Source organism: Streptomyces sp. SLBN-31, from assembly GCF_006715395.1.
Classification (GTDB): Bacteria; Actinomycetota; Actinomycetes; order Streptomycetales; family Streptomycetaceae; genus Streptomyces.
Genome location: NZ_VFNC01000003.1, coordinates 1,087,743 through 1,103,055, shown reverse-complemented (window position 1 = coordinate 1,103,055; position 15,313 = coordinate 1,087,743). Strand labels below are relative to the sequence as shown.

General features: G+C 72.6%; 17 protein-coding genes, 1 tRNA gene and 2 pseudogenes. 7 read left to right on the top strand and 13 right to left on the bottom strand.

All coding sequences use genetic code 11. The features are described from left to right. Window positions 1–86: 86 nt before the first annotated feature. The 6 genes and pseudogenes from FBY22_RS42690 to rpmG all read right to left on the bottom strand — a co-directional run bounded on the left by FBY22_RS42690 (window position 87) and on the right by rpmG (window position 1,735). On the bottom strand, window positions 87–557 hold the full coding sequence (locus FBY22_RS42690; protein WP_142154177.1) for an SRPBCC domain-containing protein: 471 nt from the start codon (window positions 555–557) through the stop codon (window positions 87–89). Further along, the gene (locus tag FBY22_RS42685; RefSeq protein WP_142154175.1) at window positions 554–907 is read right to left on the bottom strand and encodes a helix-turn-helix transcriptional regulator; all 354 of its coding nucleotides are present in this window, start codon (window positions 905–907) and stop codon (window positions 554–556) included. Before FBY22_RS42685 ends, FBY22_RS42690 begins: the two co-directional genes overlap by 4 nt. Window positions 908–917: 10 nt before the next feature. Further along, complete coding sequence (locus tag FBY22_RS42680) at window positions 918–1,289, bottom strand: VOC family protein (protein WP_142154173.1); 372 nt, start codon at window positions 1,287–1,289, stop codon at window positions 918–920. Window positions 1,290–1,365: 76 nt separating this feature from the next. Further along, window positions 1,366–1,479: pseudogene (locus tag FBY22_RS42675) on the bottom strand (30S ribosomal protein S18); the annotation flags it as partial. A 1-nt stretch (window position 1,480) separates the two neighbouring features. Continuing rightward, window positions 1,481–1,561 (bottom strand): annotated as a pseudogene (locus tag FBY22_RS42670) (50S ribosomal protein L31); the annotation flags it as partial. A 9-nt stretch (window positions 1,562–1,570) separates the two neighbouring features. Then, entirely contained in the window at window positions 1,571–1,735 is a 165-nt protein-coding gene (gene rpmG / locus FBY22_RS42665) for a 50S ribosomal protein L33 (RefSeq protein ID WP_020141033.1), read from the bottom strand. 74 nt (window positions 1,736–1,809) lie between these two features. Between rpmG and rpmB the strand changes: the two genes are divergently transcribed. From rpmB to FBY22_RS42645, 4 genes are all read left to right on the top strand, one after another. Continuing rightward, window positions 1,810–2,046 (top strand): 50S ribosomal protein L28, encoded by a 237-nt coding sequence (gene rpmB, locus FBY22_RS42660; protein WP_142154171.1) that lies wholly within the window; start codon window positions 1,810–1,812, stop codon window positions 2,044–2,046. Next, complete coding sequence (rpsN, locus tag FBY22_RS42655) at window positions 2,046–2,351, top strand: 30S ribosomal protein S14 (protein WP_142154169.1); 306 nt, start codon at window positions 2,046–2,048, stop codon at window positions 2,349–2,351. Before rpmB ends, rpsN begins: the two co-directional genes overlap by 1 nt. A gap of 145 nt (window positions 2,352–2,496) precedes the next feature. Then, complete coding sequence (locus tag FBY22_RS42650) at window positions 2,497–3,027, top strand: hypothetical protein (RefSeq protein ID WP_142154167.1); 531 nt, start codon at window positions 2,497–2,499, stop codon at window positions 3,025–3,027. A 39-nt stretch (window positions 3,028–3,066) separates the two neighbouring features. Further along, the gene (locus tag FBY22_RS42645) at window positions 3,067–3,570 is read left to right on the top strand and encodes a DUF4232 domain-containing protein (protein WP_142154165.1); all 504 of its coding nucleotides are present in this window, start codon (window positions 3,067–3,069) and stop codon (window positions 3,568–3,570) included. 9 nt (window positions 3,571–3,579) lie between these two features. Here the strand turns inward: FBY22_RS42645 and FBY22_RS42640 are convergent, their stop codons facing one another. Next, window positions 3,580–4,707: a DUF2786 domain-containing protein gene (locus FBY22_RS42640; protein ID WP_142154162.1), complete on the bottom strand. Its 1,128-nt coding sequence runs from the start codon at window positions 4,705–4,707 to the stop codon at window positions 3,580–3,582. Then, on the bottom strand, window positions 4,704–5,030 hold the full coding sequence (locus FBY22_RS42635) for a hypothetical protein (protein WP_142154160.1): 327 nt from the start codon (window positions 5,028–5,030) through the stop codon (window positions 4,704–4,706). Before FBY22_RS42635 ends, FBY22_RS42640 begins: the two co-directional genes overlap by 4 nt. Before the next feature lie 114 nt (window positions 5,031–5,144). Between FBY22_RS42635 and FBY22_RS42630 the strand changes: the two genes are divergently transcribed. Genes FBY22_RS42630 through FBY22_RS42620 form a run of 3 tightly spaced genes read left to right on the top strand, consistent with a single transcriptional unit; the run spans window position 5,145 to window position 8,267 of the window. After that, on the top strand, window positions 5,145–5,768 hold the full coding sequence (locus FBY22_RS42630) for a LysE family translocator (RefSeq protein WP_142154158.1): 624 nt from the start codon (window positions 5,145–5,147) through the stop codon (window positions 5,766–5,768). 31 nt (window positions 5,769–5,799) lie between these two features. After that, the gene (locus tag FBY22_RS42625) at window positions 5,800–6,534 is read left to right on the top strand and encodes a Clp protease N-terminal domain-containing protein (protein ID WP_142154156.1); all 735 of its coding nucleotides are present in this window, start codon (window positions 5,800–5,802) and stop codon (window positions 6,532–6,534) included. 35 nt (window positions 6,535–6,569) lie between these two features. Further along, a complete protein-coding gene (locus FBY22_RS42620; protein ID WP_142154154.1) occupies window positions 6,570–8,267 on the top strand; it encodes a bifunctional 3'-5' exonuclease/DNA polymerase in 1,698 nt (565 codons plus the stop codon). Between the two features lie 19 nt (window positions 8,268–8,286). Here FBY22_RS42620 and FBY22_RS42615 read toward each other — a convergent pair whose 3' ends face one another. The 5 genes from FBY22_RS42615 to FBY22_RS42595 form a co-directional block, all read right to left on the bottom strand. After that, window positions 8,287–11,589 carry a BTAD domain-containing putative transcriptional regulator gene (locus FBY22_RS42615; RefSeq protein WP_399212910.1) on the bottom strand — a complete coding sequence of 1,101 codons (3,303 nt, stop codon included), beginning with the start codon at window positions 11,587–11,589 and terminating at the stop codon, window positions 8,287–8,289. 344 nt (window positions 11,590–11,933) lie between these two features. Then, window positions 11,934–12,836: a glycosyltransferase family 2 protein gene (locus FBY22_RS42610; protein ID WP_142154149.1), complete on the bottom strand. Its 903-nt coding sequence runs from the start codon at window positions 12,834–12,836 to the stop codon at window positions 11,934–11,936. Between the two features lie 166 nt (window positions 12,837–13,002). Beyond that, window positions 13,003–13,434, bottom strand: a complete 432-nt coding sequence (locus tag FBY22_RS42605; RefSeq protein WP_142154147.1) for a DUF3052 domain-containing protein — start codon at window positions 13,432–13,434, stop codon at window positions 13,003–13,005. Between the two features lie 86 nt (window positions 13,435–13,520). Further along, window positions 13,521–13,597 (bottom strand) — tRNA-Thr (locus FBY22_RS42600). Between the two features lie 107 nt (window positions 13,598–13,704). After that, window positions 13,705–15,288 (bottom strand): alpha/beta hydrolase, encoded by a 1,584-nt coding sequence (locus tag FBY22_RS42595; protein WP_142154145.1) that lies wholly within the window; start codon window positions 15,286–15,288, stop codon window positions 13,705–13,707. Window positions 15,289–15,313 lie beyond the last annotated feature (25 nt).

Sequence of the window (15,313 nt, the reverse complement as noted above, 5' to 3'; positions counted from 1 at the left end):
TCATAGCCCTGTTCATGTGCAGATGCATGAGCAGATGCACGTGCACGCGGGGTGTTCCTGTGGTTACGGATGTGAACTGCGAGGTGCTACATCCGTTCCAGCGCTTGCCCCAGGCTCGGCATCACATGCGCCCTCCAGCCCCCGCCCATGATCGAGCGGGCCATCAGCTGGACGGGATCGTCGGGATCGAATCCCTCGTGCACAAGGAAGAGACGCGTTCCGCGGCCTTCCTGTTCCAGTGTCCACGTGACGGTCCAGTCGGCCGGGTTGGCCGGATCGGCGTCCGCCCAGCGCAGCGAGAGCATCCGCTCGACGTCGTACCCGAGAACCATCACGTCGACGATGCCGGAGAAGTTCACGTTGGGCCGGGGTACGGCGGTCAGGCGGTAGCGGTGACCGACCTCCAGCCGGAAGTCCTCGCTGCCCTGCATCTGCCACTGCACGAGCAGGGCGGGGTCGGTCAGGGCCCGCCAGACCTTGGCCGGCGGGTGCGGGAAGAAGCGGTCGACGCGGACGACGGTGAGGTCGTCGTCGGGCTCAGGCTCGGGGCCGGTCATGCCGGATCACCGTCGGGCATGCGGTCCAGGAGGTCGCCGAGGTCGTTCAGGCGGTCGCGCCAGAAGCGCTCGTAGGGGTGGAGCCAGTCCTGCACGTCGGCGAGCGGGGCCGCCTCCAGGCGGTAGATGCGGTTGCGCCCCGAGCGCTGCTCGGAGACCAGGCCGGCCTCGCGCAGCACCCTGAGGTGCTCCGACAGGCTCGGGCGGCGCATGTCGAAGTGCTCGGCCAGTGTTTGCACCGGCTGCGGTCCGCCCTCTCGGAGGAGCCGCAGCACCTCGCGGCGGGTGGCGTTGGCGAGCGCGGCGAAGACGCGGTCCGCGTCCGCCTCGACGGCCCCGGCTGCAGTCATCCCGGCCTTCCTAGTGGTGTGCCTCCGTCAACAGCATCAGACCGTTGCCGTCGGGGTCCGCGAAGGAAGCCATCCGGCCCCACGGCCGGCCCTCGGGCCCGGTGACCGCGATCCCGGCCTCCGTGAGCCTGGCGCAGTCCGCGTCGACATCGGTCGTCACCAACATGATCCCCCGCGCCGAGCCGGGCTCGAAGCCACCCATGCCGGGCCCGGCGAGCGTGAAGACGGTCTGGGCGCCCTTGGGGGCCACCTGGAGCCACCGCCCCTGCGGCAGGTCCAGGTCGGCGGTGACCTCGAAGCCTAGGACGTCCGCGTAGAAGCGCAGGGCGCGGTCCTGGTCGGAGACGGGCAGGGTCACGAAGGAGGCGTGGGTGATGTTCATGGCAGCACAATAGGTAGGAGATTCCCTACGCGTCAACCGTAGGGAATCTCCTACCTATGCCACTTCACCAGCGGGCTTACCGGGCCGCGGAGGGCAGCAGCGCCATCTCCCGGGCGTTCTTGATCGCACGGGCCAGCAGGCGCTGCTGCTGGGCGGTGACGTGAGTGACCCGACGGCTGCGGATCTTGCCGTGAACGGGTGAGGAAGGCGTGGCCGGCGGCGCGGTCGCGGAAGACGACGGGACCGTAGGCGGGGTGGATTCCCTTGCGCATGGCGGTGGTTCAGCGCTCCTCTCGGAAGTCGACGTGGCGGCCGGCGACCGGGTCGTACTTGCGCAGGGTCATGCGATCCGGGTCGTTGCGGCGGTTCTTGCGGGTCACGTACGTGAAGCCGGTGCCCGCCGTGGAGCGGAGCCTGATGACCGGGCGGAGTTCGTTGCGAGCCATGCTGATACCTTACTGAAAATGAATTCCATTAGCGACAATGCTTCGGCTGTCGCTTCAGGAGAGGTATGTCACCCATGTCCGCGCACTGCATGCTGACCGGGGCCCGGCCGGGCTTCGGCAACCGCGTCTCCCACTCCCACCGGCGCACCTCGCGCCGCTTCGACCCCAACGTCCAGAGCAAGCGGTACTGGCTGCCGAGCGAGGGCCGATACGTACGGCTGCGGCTGAGCGTGCGCGGGATCAGGACCGTCGACGCGACCGGCGTCGAGGCGGCCGTGGCCCGGATCCGGGCGCGCGGGGTGCGGGTCTGATGGCGAAGAAGAGCAAGATCGCGAAGAACGACAGGCGGCGACGGATCGTCGCCCGCTACGCCGAGCGCCGGGCCGAGCTCAAGGCGGTCCTCCGCCAACCCTCGTCGACCGAGGAGGAACGGCTCGCCGCCCGGCGGGAGTTGGGGCGCCAGCCTAGAGACGCGAGCGCGACGCGCGTACGCAACCGGGACCAGGTCGACGGGCGGCCACGCGGATATTTCCGGGCGTTCGGGCTGTCCCGGGTGAGCTTGCGGGAGCAGGCGCACGCCGGGTTCCTGCCGGGGGTGCGCAAGTCGTCCTGGTAGGTGTCACGGCGGGCCCGTGAGAGGTCCGGCGAATCTCACAGCCGCTCCCCATGGGACGGACGGAGGTCCCTGATAGCTTGCTGCGGGCGTCGCGGCCACTCGGCCGGACGTCCGGCCACCGCCCGCTACAGCCAGGGAGCTACCAGTGACTTCGGCGACCTTCACGCGTCCCGCCCGTACGCTGTCGCGCCGGCGGCTGCGGATCGCGGCCGCGGCCGCGGGGCTGACGGGCGCGCTCGTGCTGACCGCGTGCAGCGGCGGCGACTCCGGGGACTCCTCCTCGTCGAGTCCCAGCGCGTCGGCCTCCTCGGCCACGGGCTCGGCCACGGGCGGCGGGAGCGGTGCCGCGACGGACTCCTCCGACGAGCTGCAGGGCAGCTGGCTCGCCACCAAGGGCGGCAAGGCCGTGGCCCTGGTGATCACGGGCAAGCAGGCCGGCCTCTTCTCGACCGGCGGTTCCGTGTGCAGTGGTACCGCGGGCAAGGAGGCCGGCATGGAGATGATCCATCTGACGTGCACGGACGGCAGCAAGGAGCGGGCGACCGGGATGGTCGACTCCGCTTCGAAGAACTCGCTGCACATCACGTGGTCGGGCAGCCTGGGCAAGGAGACCTACACCAAGGCGGAAGGTGGCAAGCTGCCGTCCGGGCTGCCGACGGCCGCTCTGGGGCAGTAGGTTCGGCGGCACCACTCCCCTGAGCACCAGAGGAACCACATGCGCACCACCCCGCTCGCCGTCGCCGCCCTCGCGGCGGCTCTGCTCCTGACCGCCTGTGACAGCAACGGCGGTGACGACGGCGACAAGAACAAGGCCGATGCCGGGTGCACGCTCGGCGTGGACGTCGCAGCCAGTGCGGCCCCGGCCGCCGGGGACACCGGCAACGTCACCGTCACGCTCACCAACCGCGACGCCAAGTGCGTCCTGAACGGGTTCCCGGCCGTCGACCTCCTCGCGGGCGGCGACACGAAGACCGTCCCCGCCGACAAGTCCGCCAAGCCCCGGAAGCTGACCCTGGCCAAGGACGCGACCGCCTCCTTCACGATCACCTACACACGCGGTGGCACGGGCGGGAAGCAGAGCCTGCCGGTGAAGTCCGCGAAGTTCACCCTGCCCGGCTCCACCGCGGGTCACAGCTTCACGTGGTCGTACGGCGAGGTCGCCCTCCAGGGGAACACGCCGAACGCCTCCGTCACGCCCTTCACCCAGGCGGGCGACTGACACGCCGTCTCACGGCAGCCGCGGCCGGGACGCGATCCGCGCCCGGTCGGCGGCCTCCGCTCCCTCCGTCCAGCCCTGGGCGTCACTCACTCCGCGCATCCGGGTCGTGGTCGTGCTCGGGAACATGCGGTCCGTGTGCGCCGTGACGGCGACCTCCCGCGAGGCCAGGACCGGCAGCAGGTCGTCGGTCACCTGGGTCTCGGCGGCGGCCGCCAGACGTATGCCCATCCGGTGGGCGTAGGCCGCGAGGAAGGACTGCCGGAAGGTCTTGGTGCGCTTGCGGCCGCCCGCCCTCTGCGCCGTCTCGGCCGTCGTCATCGCGTGCGTGGCCTGCACCAGCAGCGAGGTGTACAGCAGCTCGACCACCTCGAGGTCGGCCTCGAATCCGACGACCGTGGAGAAGCCCCACGCTTCGTTCCACACGGCCCGGCAGTGGTTGGCGGTGGCCACCACGTCCAGCAGGACCGCCTTGGCCTGCTCGTACGGCGCCTCCACACCGATCCGGCAGGCACCCGGGGTGTCCGCGGCCGGCGCGCGGGCCGCGAGCAGCGCCTCGTCGATGCTGTAACGGGCGGTCAGCTCCTGCGCCTTGGCGGTCAGCGCCTCCGCCTCCTCGGGGAATCCGGTCGCCTCCGCCTTGGCGAGCAGCGCGCGGATCCGGGCGAGCATGCGGGACTCGGGGCCGCCGCGGTGGGCGGTCGCGGAGCCGTGCTCGCGGTCTTCGAGGGGTTCCAGCGTCGGCAGGCGCAACAGCAGGCGGTACAGCTCCAGAACCGTGGTCGCGTGCGTGAACCGGTCGGTGCGGGCCGGGGCGTCCGTCGTGAGGTCGTCCAGCTGTGCCGTCCAGCGGGGGCCGCGCGGGCGGTCGTCCGGCACCTGCTCCCGGATCAGCGCCGACACCAGGCGGACGTGCACGTCGTCCAGTTCGCGCCGCACGACCCGGACCAGGTCGGCCGGCTGCCAGCCGCGCTGCCACGCCGACGCCACGAACTCCCGGCCGCGCCGCGCCAGTTCCCCGTCCACCGCGGGGTCGGCCGCGAGGAGGGACGCGCCGGTGTCGAGGGCGGAGTCGGACTCGGCGTAGAGGGCGGCGGTGAAGGCACGGTCGACGGTGCCGGTGTTGGACGTGGTGCTCACTCTTCGATCGTGACATGCGGGTCCGACAAGCGGGCGCCGCCCTGGTGGTACGTGAGACCCGGGAGCCTGTCGCCGCCGAGGGACCGCACGTCGGCGGCGACCAGGTGGCCGAGCTCCTCGACGCCCCCCACGTCGTACGCCCCCTCCGCCAGCCGTCGGCGCAGCAGCACCGCGAGCCGTTCGGCGACGTCCGCGAAGGCGTCGTGCTCGGCGAGGAGGCGGACCGTCTCGTCGACGAGCCCGCGAACGTCCGCGAGGGAGAGGGAGGCCGGGGCCGCGGTGGGGGTGGGGCCCGTTGCCGAACGCGCGGTGGACGTGGTCACGGAAGGTGAGTCAATCACCGTTTCGCGCGCACCACATGGCGTCGGCCGGACTCGTCCCGTCTCACTCCTCGAAACTCGCTCGCCCCCGGGGAGGGCGGTTTCGAGCATGGCCGCATGGTGGACATGTCTTCGTACGCGGCCTTCCTGGTCGCCGCCTTCGCCCTGTGCGTCACTCCCGGCCCCGACATGATGTTCATCGTGGCGATGGGCGGCCGCGGCGGCCCACGGACCGGCGTGCTGGCCGCGGCCGGTGTGGCCTGCGCGATGTTCGTGCACACGGTGGCCGCCGCGCTCGGGCTTTCGGCGCTGTTCCTGTCGCTTCCGGCGCTCTATCACGCGCTGCGCTGGGCGGGCGCGGCCTACTTGCTGTACCTGGCGGTGAAGGCGTTCCGGGACCGGGGAACGGCGGTCGAGGAGGGTGGAGCGGCGGGACCCGGGCGGCGGCGCGCCTTCTGGCAGGGGACCGTCACCAATCTGCTCAACCCCAAGGTGATCCTCTTCAACGTCGCCTTCCTGCCGCAGTTCGTGGACCCAGGCCTCGGCCATGTGCGCGAGCAGTTCCTGGTCCTCGGGCTGACGATCACGGTCATGGGGTTCGTGGTGGACGGCTCGGTCGGACTGCTGTCCGGCAAGCTCTCGTCCCTGCTGCGCCGCAGTCGGAGGGTGGCGCGCGGGCTGAACATCTTCACCGGGACGGTCTTCACGGGCCTCGCCGTCCGACTGTCAACTCAGGGTTGACGCCATGCGGGTGTCAACCTACGGTTGACACATGTCGACGAATCCCACCGTCACGTCATCCGTACGTCTCGACGACCTCATCGCGGCGATCAAGAGGGTCCACTCGGAGCCCCTCGACCAGCTCCAGGACGCGGTGATCGCCGCCGACCACCTCGGCGAGGTGGCCGACCACCTGATCGGCCACTTCGTGGACCAGGCCCGGCGCTCCGGCGCCTCCTGGACGGACATCGGCCAGAGCATGGGCGTCACCCGGCAGGCCGCGCAGAAGCGGTTCGTGCCGAAGGAGTCGACCGACCTCGACCCCAACCAGGGCTTCGGCCGCTACACCCTGCGGGCCCGCAACGTGGTGATGAGCGCGCACAACGAGGCCAAGGCCGCGCCGCACACCGAGGTCGTGCCCGCCCACCTGGTCCTCGGCCTGCTCGCGGAGCCGGAAGGACTGGGCGCCAAGGCGATCGCCGCCCAGGGCGTCACCCTCGACTCGGTGCGAGAGGCCGCGACCGCCGCCCTGCCGCCCGCCGCCGAGGCGGCACCCGAGCTCGTCCCCTACGCCTCCGACGCCAAGAAGGTCCTGGAGCTCACCTTCCGCGAGGCCCTCCGCCTCGGCCACAACTACATCGGCACCGAACACATCCTGCTGGCCCTGCTGGAGTTCGAGAACGGCACCGGGGTCCTGTCCGGACTCGGCATCGGCAAGACCGCGGTGGAGGCCGAGCTGGCCAAGGCCCTGGAGAAATACCTGCAGGCCCCGCCCGAGTCGAGCTGAGGCCGTTGTCGGACCCTCCTGCGAGACTCGGTGGCATGACCGACCGCTGGGCACTCGCCCCGGCCGAGGACGGTGGCGCCGAGATCGCCCCCCTCGGCCCGGACGGGCTGCTCACCGGACCTGTCCTGTGGGAACCCGACCTCGCCACAGCCGTGCGGGCCCGGCCCGAGGTCGCGCGCTGGGTCTGGCGGTCCACGGCCGAGGTGTATCCGCGCCTGCTCGCCGCGGGGGTGCGAGTGGAGCGGTGCTACGACGTCGAGGACGCCGAGACCCTGCTCCTCGGGCACGAGGGGCGGCACGGCGAACCACGGTCGGCGGCCGCCGCCCTGGCCCGGCTGCGCGGCGGCCCCGTACCACCCGACCCGCCCCAGCGCGCCGCCGTACCGGGCTCGCAGTCCTCGCTCTTCGAACCCCGCGCCGTCCATGTGCCGCTGCCCGACCTCGTCGAGGTCTACGCCGACCAGCAGCGCAGGCACGAGGCGACCGCCCACCCGGAGCGGATGCGGCTGCTGACCGCGGCCGAGTCGGCGGGCATGCTGGTCGCCGCCGAGATGAACCGCGCCGGACTGCCGTGGAGCGCCGAGGTCCACCGCCGCGTGCTGCACGAACTGCTCGGCGAGCGGTACGCGGGCGGCGGCGAGCCCCGGCGGCTGGCCGAGCTCGCGGACGAGGTGTCGGCCGCCTTCGGCCGCCGGGTGCGACCCGACCTGCCCGCCGATGTCGTCAAGGCCTTCGCGCAGGCCGGCATCAAGGTGCGCTCCACCCGGCGGTGGGAGATCCAGTCCATCGACCATCCGGCCGTGAAACCACTGGTCGAGTACAAGAAGCTGTACCGCATCTGGGTCGCGCACGGCTGGTCGTGGCTGCAGGACTGGGTGCGGGACGGGCGGTTCCGGCCGGAGTTCCAGGCGGGCGGGACGGTCACGGGCAGGTGGGTCACCAACGGCGGGGGCGCCCTGCAGATCCCCAAGGTGATCCGGCGCGCGGTCGTCGCCGACCCGGGCTGGCGGCTGGTCGTCGCGGACGCCGACCAGATGGAGCCGCGGGTACTGGCGGCCATCTCCCGCGACCCCGGGCTGATGGAGGTGGCGGGACGGGAGACGGACCTCTACCAGTCCGTCTCCGACCGGGCCTTCTCCGGCAACCGCGACCAGGCCAAGCTCGCGGTGCTCGGCGCGGTGTACGGGCAGACCTCCGGCGACGGCCTGAAGAACCTCGCCGCCCTCAGACGCCGCTTCCCCAAGGCCGTCGCGTACGTCGACGACGCCGCGCGCGCCGGCGAGGAGGGCCGGCTCGTGCGGACCTGGCTGGGGCGGACCTGCCCGCCCGCGGCACGACCGGGCGAGGACGCGGCGGAGGAGGCGGGCATCCCGCAGGACGACCCCGCCGAGACCGGCGCGAGCTCGGGCTCCGAGTGGGTGCCGGGGTACGCCTCGACCAACGCCCGCGCCCGCGGCCGGTTCGCCCGCAACTTCGTCGTGCAGGGCAGCGCGGCCGACTGGGCCCTGCTGCTGCTCGCCGGGCTGCGGCAGGCCTGCGCGGGCATGGCCGCCGAGCTCGTCTTCTTCCAGCACGACGAGGTGATCGTGCACTGTCCCGAGGAGGAGGCTCAGACGGTCGTGGCGGCGATCCGGGAGGCGGCCGAGACGGCGGGACGGCTGACCTTCGGGCAGACGCCGGTCCGGTTCCCGTTCACCACGGCGGTCGTCGAGTGCTACGCGGACGCCAAGTGAGCGGACGCCGGCCGAGTGGTCACCGGTGCAGCAGCTCCCGCAGTTCCGCCGCCACCGTCTGCTCGTCGGTGCCGTTCAGGGCGTCGAGGGCCACGCGCCACTCGGCCCGTGCCTCCTCGGCACGGCCCCGTTCGCGCAGCAGGAGCCCGTACTGGTGGCGGGCGAGACCGCCGGAGTAGCGGTCGGCGCGGGCGTCGGCCCGGCGCAGCAGTTCGGCGCACTCGTGCTCGGCCCGTTCGGTACGGCCCAGCAGGCGCAGCGCGCGCACCAGCCCGAGCCGGGTCTGGGACTCGCCGTGCCAGTCGCCGTGGCCGCCGAGGATGCGCAGGCTCTCCTCGAAGTGCGGCAGGGCGGCGGCCGGTTCGCCGAGGGTGAGATGCGCGTAACCGATGTTGCAGTGCGCGGAGTGCTGCACGATCACGGCACCGATCTCCTCGCCGATCACGAGGGAGCGCCGGTGCTGCTCGATGGCGGCCCGCGGGTCGGTGTGCTCGTAGAGGTTGCCGAGGTGGCTGTGGGTCACGGCCTCGCCGTAGGGGTCGTTCAACTGCCTTGAGTACTCGAGGCTCCGGCGCAGTGCCCGCTCGGACTCCGTGTACCGGCCGAGGCCTTCCAGCAGCAGGCCCCGGTTGTTGAGGCAGCGGCGCACCCAGGAGATCCGGCCGAGCCGGCGCCAGATCGTCAGGGCGCGGTCGTTGAGGGCGAGGGCCTCGCTCTGGCGGCCCGTCAGGAAATGCACGCCGCCCAGATCGCCCAGCGCGTACGCCTCGGCCGCCTCGTCACCGAGCCGCCGGGCCAGCCTGAGGGCGGTACGGCCGAGGACCTCCATCTCGGCGACCCGACCGCTGCGCTGGACGTAGGGGAAGAGCAGGCGGATCAGGCAGGAGATGCGGGCGATCAGCCGCTCGTCGGCGTCCGCCGCCGCGTCGGCGTACCGCTCCACCAGGGTCACCACGTTCTCCAGCTCCATGTCGCCCCAGGCGAAGGCCTGTTCACCGGACTCGAAGGGAGGCAGTGCGGCAAGCTCGATCGCGTGGTCCGGGGGCTGGACGGCGGTCGGGCGGCGGCGGTCGTCGCGGTCGAGGCCGGGTTCGACGATCGCGGTCAGGGCGAGTTCGGCGACGGCCGCGTACCAGCGCAGGGCGATGTCGGCGGCGGCCGCGGTCGGAGGGCCGGAGGGCGCGGTCGGAAGGGTGCCGGACGCATTCGAAGGGACGCCGGACGCGTCCGGGGACTCTTCTGCGGCCTCGGCGAGTTCGCGGGCGAAGGCGCGGACCAGGTCGTGCGGTGTGTACCGGCCGTACGCCGTCTCCTCCAGGAGGGCCACGTCGATGAGCCGGTCCAGGGCGGCCTCGGCGCGGTGCGCGTCGATGCCGGCGAGGCGGGCGAGCAGGGGTGCGCCGTACGCGGGCAGGTCGAGCGCGCCGATGCCGCGCAGCACTAGGGCGGCGTCGCGGTCGGCCTCCCGGTCCGACGCGGCGAGCGCGTCGTGGGCGACGGCGAGCGAACGGCGCACGCTCAGGTCGTCGTACTCCAGGTGATGCAACCGCCCCTCGGTGGCGGCCAGTTGGTGAGCCAGCACGTCCGGGGTGAGCGCGCGGCGGGCGGCGAGGCGGGCCGCGACGATGCGCAGGGCGAGCGGGAGACGGCCGGTGAGTTCGACGAGGGGGTGGGCCGCGTCGAGGCCGTCCCGGCCGGAGACCACCCGCAGCAGCGCCGCGCTCTCCTCCCGGGTCAGAGGGGTGAGCGGGTGGCGGCGGGCTCCGTCGAGGACGGTGAGGGACGAACGGCTGGTGACGATCACCGCGCACCCGGCGCCGGCCGGCAGCAACGGCCGCACCTGCGCGGCGCTCGCGGCGTCGTCCAGCACCATCAGGGTGCGCGTCGGGGCGAGCAGGGAGCGGAGCAACGCGGCCGCCGCGTCGGGGTGTTCGGGGATGTGACGCGGCTCGGTGCCCAGGTCGCGCAGCAGGGCGGCGAGGGCCTGGGCGGCGGTGAGGGGTGTCATGCCGGGCGTGGCGCCGTGCAGATTGACGTAGAGCTGCCCGTCGGGGAAACGTTCCCGCAGCTCATGGGCGACGTGCAGGGCGAGAGCGCTCTTGCCGACGCCGGGCATGCCGCTGATGACGGCGACGGCGGGGGCGTCACCGGCGCCGAGGGTGCCACGCAGGTCGTCCAGGACGGCGGAGCGGCCGGTGAAGTGAGGTGGGGGCGGCGGAAGTTGGGCGGGGAGAGGGAAGGGAGAGGGATGGGGATGGGCGGGGCGGGGGGCCGGGGGCGGAGGGGGCGATGCGGTGTCTTCTTCGCGCGTAGCGGCGGGGGTGGGCGGGGGCGGGGCGGCTTGGCTGGGGGTGCCGGAGTCGGCATCGGTACCGGCGTCGGTGCTGGTACCAGCATGGGTACCAGCACCAGGGTCGACGTGGAGCGCACCATTGCCCGCACCGGGGGAATCACCAGCACCCGCACTCGCACCTACACCTACACCCGCACCCGCGACCTCACCCCCCGCATCCGCCCGCCGCAGCACCTCCACATGGGCCTCCCGCACCAGCGGGCCGGGTTCCACGCCGAGTTCCTCGACGAGGCGGGTGCGCAGGTCGCGGTGGACGGCGAGGGCCTCGGCGCGGCGGCCGGTGCGGTGGAGGGCGAGCATGAGCTGGCGGTGATAGGACTCACGCAGCGGATGCTCGGCGGCGAGCGCCGCCAACTCGGGCAGGAGCCGGTCGAGGCGGGCGCCGCCGAGGGCGAGCTCGGCGTCGTAACGCCACTCCAGGAGGAGCAGCCGGGCCTCGGCCAGGCGCTGTACGTAGGCGTAGCCGCCCAGGTCGGACGGCAGGCCGTCGAGCGGGGTGCCGCGCCACAGGGCGAGCGCGGAGGCGCACTCGCGCACCACCCGCTCCCAGTTGCGCGCGGCGTGCGCTCCCCGGGCCGCCGCGACGTGGCGCTCGAAGATCTGGACGTCCAACTCGCCCTGCTCGACGCGCAGGACGTACCCGGGCGGCACGGTCCGCAGGCGTTCGGGGTCGTCCAGCAGCCGTCGTAGCCGGGCGACGTGGTTGTGGAGTGAGGCGTGCGCGGAGGCGGGCGGCGCGAGGCCCCACAGCGCGTCCTTGAGCGAGTCGACGGAGACGACCCGGCCCGCCTCCAGGAGCAGCGCGGCCAGCAGGGTGCGGACCTTGGGGCTGCCGATCGCCGTGACGCCGACGTCGTCGGCGGGCCGGATCCCGTCGGCGCCGGACTCGGCGGCGGCGCCCTGGACGTCGTAGAGGACCGGTGGTCCCAGCAGCCCGAACCGCAGCTCGTGCCGACTCACGCCGCCCACCGCCCACCGTTCTTGGCGGAAATCCGCCCTCTTCCCGGCGGTTTCCCGCCACCCGTTCCGCGACCGGTCCCGGTCGGAATCCGCTGCGGTTCCGCCGCCGTGCCCCTGACGGCCGGCCGCTTCGCGCCAGTCGGCCGAGGACGGCACGGAGGACCGTTGGCCACATGTTAGCGATCCGTTGGTGCGACCTGATGTGATCATTTCATCGGAACCGGCCCGGGGGTGCGCGCGTAGGACGCGTTGCTCGGGGGAGTGTCGCCGCCGCGGCCGGGTCCGGGGGACGTCAGAGGGTCCCGGTCGGCGGAGGTGAACGACCGGGGCCCTCGTCCCCTCCCTCTAGGACCTCAGATCACCGGCGGGCGCCCCAGGCGCGACAGGCGCCACACCGTCCGCCATCGCATGGGCCGTCGTTCGCCCGCCGGTTCGCGTACGCCTTCCAGGAAGCCGCCGAACCAGGCGCGCAGGCCGGCCCGCGACCGGGTGCGCAGGAGGGTGAGGAGCACCCAGACGCCCAGGTGGACGGGGATGAGCGGCAGCGGCAGCCGACGGCGCGCGAGCCACACCCTGTTGCGGGCGTTCACGCGGTAGTAGATGGCGTGCCGGGCGGGCGAGGTCTTCGGGTGCTGGAGCAGCAGTTCGGGGGCGTACAGGATGCGCCAGCCCGCGTCGGCGGCCCGCCAGGCCAGGTCGGTCTCCTCGTGGGCGAAGAAGAACGCCGCGGGCCAGTGGCCGATCTCGTCGAGCATGGCCGTACGGAAGGCGTGGCCGCCGCCGAGGAACCCGGTGACGTATCCGCCGCGCATCGGGTCGGATGCGCCGACCCTCGGCACATGCCGCTGCTGGGTCTCGCCGTGCTCGTCCGCGATGCGGAAGCCGACGATGCCGAGCCGGGGGTCGGCGGTGAACAACTCCCCCACGCGCCGCAGCACATCGGCGTCGACGAGCAGCCCGTCGTCGTCCAGTTCGACGACGACGTCCACGTCCCCGAACTCCCGCAGGCTCTCCAGCGCGGCGTTGCGGCCGCCGGGGCAGCCGAGGTTCTCGTCGAGTTCGAGGAGGGTGACCTCGCCGGGCAGCGAGAGCCGCCCGGCGAAGTCGGGCAGCGGGCAGCCGTTGCCGACGATCACGATCCGCGTCGGGGCGAGGTCCTGCTTGGCCACGGACTCCAGCAGCGCGTCCACCTCGGCGGGCCGATTACCCATGGTCACGACGGCGACGGCGATCCGCGGCGCTTCCCTGTCCCGCATGCCCTCACCCCGTCCGGTGGTCGCCGATATCGGCCGCGATGCTAGCCGTTCACGGTGAGGACTTCCTGAGTACGCCGTTTCGTATGCCAAGTCTTGGCACGACTCGCGCCCCTGTGCACCCGTTCATACGTCGGCGGACGCCTACGGCGACCAGACACACGGACGACTACGCCTTCGTACGACGGTTCTCCCTGCGTCGCACGAACTTCAGCCCCGACCAGTCGTCCCCCAGCGCGGCCACCTTCACGTCGACCACGCCGAGCGGGAGGAACAGCTCCCGCAGGTCGTTCTCGGCGATGTCGCTGACGTGCCCGGCGGCTTTGCGCGGCCAGGCGATCCAGAGCATGGCGTCGTCGGCGAGGTGCCCTACGAGCGCCGGGGCCTCCGCCGCCAGCGCGCGGTGCTCCCGGTAGAAGGCGACCGTGACGTCGGCCCCGCGCGGACCCGCTGCGACGAGCTCGACGCCGTCGGGCAGACCGGGGATGTAGAAGGCGTCCGGTGCGTGCCGGAGGGCGAGGCGATGACCGGCCTTGACGCCGAGCTTCCTGGCGAGGGGGGTGCCGGAGTAGCCACCGGCCGCAGCACCCGTTCCGTCCATGTCCGCCCTCCAGCCGACCTCGGCGCACGTACCTGTCCGCAAATGCCGAAAACCCCAGGTCGAAAGCCTCTGACCTGGGGTTCCAATGGAGCCGCCTTCGGGATTCGAACCCGAGACCTACGCATTACGAGTGCGTTGCTCTGGCCATCTGAGCTAAGGCGGCGCGCCGTCCGCACTATGGTGCGATCAGCAACGTCGGTAAGTCTACACAGTTTCCGGGGGTGCTCCGACCACGCCCCGGGGGCGGGGGTTCCGGGCGCGGGCCAGGGGCTATGAGCAGCGTTTCGCCTTGGCCGGCGGGGTTCCGCGGAGCAGGTAGGTGTCGATCGCGGAGTCGATGCAGTCGCTGCCGCGGCCGTACGCGGTGTGGCCGTCGCCCTGGTAGGTGAGGAGGCGGCCGGAGGTGAGCTGGGCGGCCAGGGACCGTGCCCAGCGGTACGGGGTCGCCGGGTCGCGGGTGGTGCCGACCACGACGATGGGGGCCGCGCCCTTCGCCTCGATGCGGTGCGGCTCGCCCGTGGCCTTCACCGGCCAGTACGCGCAGTTCAGGGATGCCCAGGCGAGGCCCTCGCCGAAGACGGGGGACGCCTTCTCGAAGGACGGCAGCGCCTTCTCCACCTGCTCGGGCGAGGAGAACGCGGCCGGCAGGTCCAGGCAGTTCACAGCGGCGTTGGCGAACATCAGGTTCGAGTAGCGGCCCTGGCCGTCGCGCTCGTAGTAGCTGTCGGACAGCACCAGCAGGCCCGCCCCGTCGCCCTCCTTCATCGCCGACGTCAGCGCCTCCCGCAGCTGCGCCCACGAGGCCTCGTCGTACATCGCCGCGATCACACCGGTGGTCGCGAGGGCCTCGCCGAGCTTGCGGCCGTCCGCGTCGCCGGTGGCGAGGGGGTGGGCGTCCAGCTTCCTGAAGAAGGCGCTGAGGTTGCGGCCCACCTGGTCGGGAGTGGTCCCCTTGCGGCCGAGCGGGCAGTCCGGCTGCCGTACGCAATCCTGCGCGAAGGACTGGAACGCCGTCTCGAAGCCCGCCGTCTGGTCGAGGTTCAGCCGGCGCGCGGGCAGCGTGGGGTCCATCGCGCCGTCCAGCACCAGCCGGCCCACCCGCTCCGGGAACAGCCCGGCGTACGTCGCCCCGAGGAACGTCCCGTACGACGCCCCCACGTACGTCAGCTTCCGGTCCCCGAGCGCGGCCCGCAGGACGTCCATGTCCCGGGCGGCCTCGACGGTCGAGACGTGCCGCAGCAATCCCGCCGAGTGTGCCCCGCAGCCCTCCGCGAACTTCTTGTAGGCGCTGACGAGTTCGCTGGTCTCCCGGCGGTCGTCGGGTGTCGTGTCGGTCTGCGTGAACGCGTCCATCTGACGGCCGTCGAGGCATTCGACGGGCTCGCTGCGGGCGACTCCGCGCGGGTCGACCGCGACCATGTCGTAGCGGGCGCGCACCTCTGCCGGGTAGCCGATGCCCGCGTACTGCTGCAGGTAGCCGATCGCCGAGCCGCCCGGCCCGCCGGGGTTCACCAGCAGCGACCCCAGCGGCTTGCCCTTGCCCGTGGCCTTCTTGCGGGCGACGGCCAGCTTCACGTCCCCGCCGCCCGGGTGGGCGTAATCGAGCGGCGCCCTCATCGTGGCGCACTGGAAGCCGGGGACACCGCAGTCGTGCCAGTTCAGCTTCTGTGTGTAGTACGGGGTCAGCGCGGACGGTGTCGACCGGGGCAGCGCGGCCAGCACCGCCTCCGCCGCGCCGCCGGCGGAGCTGGCCGGGCCCGAGGTGGAGCAGGCGGAGACGAGCATGGCGGCGGTGGCGAGGAGGAGGGCGGCGTTTCGGGGCCGACCTGGACGAATGCTGCGCCTGATGTGCATCAGGCGAGCGTAACCGTGCGCAGCG